Genomic DNA, 472 nt, shown 5'->3' with positions numbered 1-472 from the left:
GTGTATCGCAGCGTTCCTCTGGAAACGTTTCGTCCGCTGATCGAAATGCCAAACGTGGAATCGATCAGCCTGCAATTTGGCCATGGCTCAGAACAACTCGAGCAAAGCGATTTGGGAAGTTCGATCCACCGATTGCCCGACGACATCGATCAATCGGGTGGACAATTTGTGGATACCGCGGCTGTGCTATGCAACTTGGATGCGTTGGTCACCACCGATACAGCCATTGCCCACTTGGCGGGATCCCTTGGTGTACGCACGATACTGCTGCTGGGCAAAGTCCCCGATTGGCGTTGGCTCCGATCGGGGGAGACGACCGTTTGGTACCCCAGCGTTGAAATCGTTCGCCAAACCGAGCTCGGGGATTGGAAACCGTGCGTTGAAACGGTCCTTTCCAAACTCGCATGACTTCTGTTCCACTTCTCAGCATGAATCTTCCACGTCACGTCGCGATCATCATGGACGGCAATGG

Annotated in this window: 1 pseudogene; it reads left to right on the top strand. The window is 54.7% G+C overall.

The features are described 5' to 3' along the window. A pseudogene (locus tag B2R17_RS25705) lies at positions 1–408 on the top strand (flagellar protein FlbA); the annotation flags it as partial. Positions 409–472 lie beyond the last annotated feature (64 nt).

Source organism: Rhodopirellula sp. UBA1907, assembly GCF_002337565.1.
In the GTDB taxonomy this organism is placed as follows: domain Bacteria; phylum Planctomycetota; class Planctomycetia; order Pirellulales; family Pirellulaceae; genus Rhodopirellula; species Rhodopirellula europaea.
Note: the sequence above shows the minus strand (reverse complement) of the source record. Positions and strands in the feature narration are given on the sequence as shown.